Annotated in this window: 1 protein-coding gene; it reads right to left on the reverse strand. The window is 61.4% G+C overall.

Features of this window, described 5'->3' with window-relative positions; translation table 11 throughout:
• Positions 1 to 19: 19 nt before the first annotated feature.
• Positions 20 to 1129 (reverse strand): ISAs1 family transposase, encoded by a 1110-nt coding sequence (locus tag J1C52_RS14985; RefSeq protein ID WP_227428731.1) that lies wholly within the window; start codon positions 1127 to 1129, stop codon positions 20 to 22.
• Between the last annotated feature and the right edge of the window lie 104 nt (positions 1130 to 1233).

The raw sequence follows: 1233 nt of genomic DNA on the forward strand, positions 1-1233 counted from the left end.
CAGGGCAATCGCGTTTGGCTCATCTCTCTGGGGCCGGCGCTTTCAAGCCATTGAGAATGCTGCGTAAGAACCCCTCATCCCACCCCGCGCGCTTGAGCTTTATGGAGAGCGATCCCTTTGACGTGTCCTGCCGAACGACGTCGAGGGCACGGCGCCGCAGGACAGCAATGTTGCCCGGGGCGTTATCCTTGCGGTTGCGAGCGGCGTCTTCCCGAAAGGACACGTCGAGTTGCCAGTGCAGGACATTCTCGATGGCCCAGTGCGCACGCACCGTGGCCAGCAGCACCTCTGGCTCTGGTATCCAGGACAGCGCGAAATACCGGGTTTCCGAGCTTGTCTTTCCGTCGAGTTCTCGGGTTGCCTCGATCCGCCCGAAAGCCTTGAGGCCCGGGAATTCATGGTGCTCAGCCAATCCCTTGGCAGAAACGACCACTGCCTTTCGGTGTTCCTTACGGCCATGGCCGCTGTCCTCGGTGCTGGCTTGCGGATGACCTTCATCCAGGCGGCCGAAACACGCTCTGGCGTCCGACAGCAGCGAGTCCTGATTGGCCTTGAGCGCCAGGCACCAATCGCCGCCCTGCGCGTTGATCGCTGCAACCGTGCGGCGATTGCAATGCAGTGCATCGGCGGTCACGACCTTTCCCTTGAGAGCGATCAGTCCCAGAACCTCAAGAGCCGCGTCCAGCTCCGTGCCATGATCGGCGGCGACTGAGGCGAGCGTTAGGCGCAGACGCGCGGCATAGGCTGAGACCATCATGCGGGTGCGCGCACTCTCGCCCTTGTTGCGCGCCCCACGCAACGCTTTGCCATCGATGGCAATGACATCACCATCTTGCAGCGCCGCCGCGACATCCGCCAGTATCTTCCCAAAAGCCGCATCCAGAGACTTCGGGTCGATCATCTGGAACACCGTCGAGAAGGTGTCGTGCGATGGAATGGCATGCTTGAGCTTCAGGAAGCTTCTGAAAAAGCTCTCTTTTGCGCGCCCGAAAGCGGCCATCTCGGCGCAACTCGACGAGCCGCAAAGCACCGACACGAAGGCGATGACGAGCAGCTCAGCGAGGTCATGGCGGGCGTTGCTGGCTCGGGGATCAGGGACATCATCAAAGGCGGACAGGAAGATCTGCATCGGGGGACCAGGCTCCAGGACATGAATCCCCCATCCAGAATCGATCCCGTCGTCATCCGCAAGGGCAGATGCTCACTCCCTCAGTTCCAAACGCGATTCCCCTG

The organism is Roseibaca sp. Y0-43, assembly GCF_020667835.1.
Lineage (GTDB): Bacteria > Pseudomonadota > Alphaproteobacteria > Rhodobacterales > Rhodobacteraceae > Roseinatronobacter.

Excerpts from the sequence above, each read along its gene's own strand:
- J1C52_RS14985 (WP_227428731.1), bottom strand. The coding sequence starts at position 1,129 with ATGCAGATCTTCCTGTCCGCCTTTGATGATGTCCCTGATCCCCGAGCC.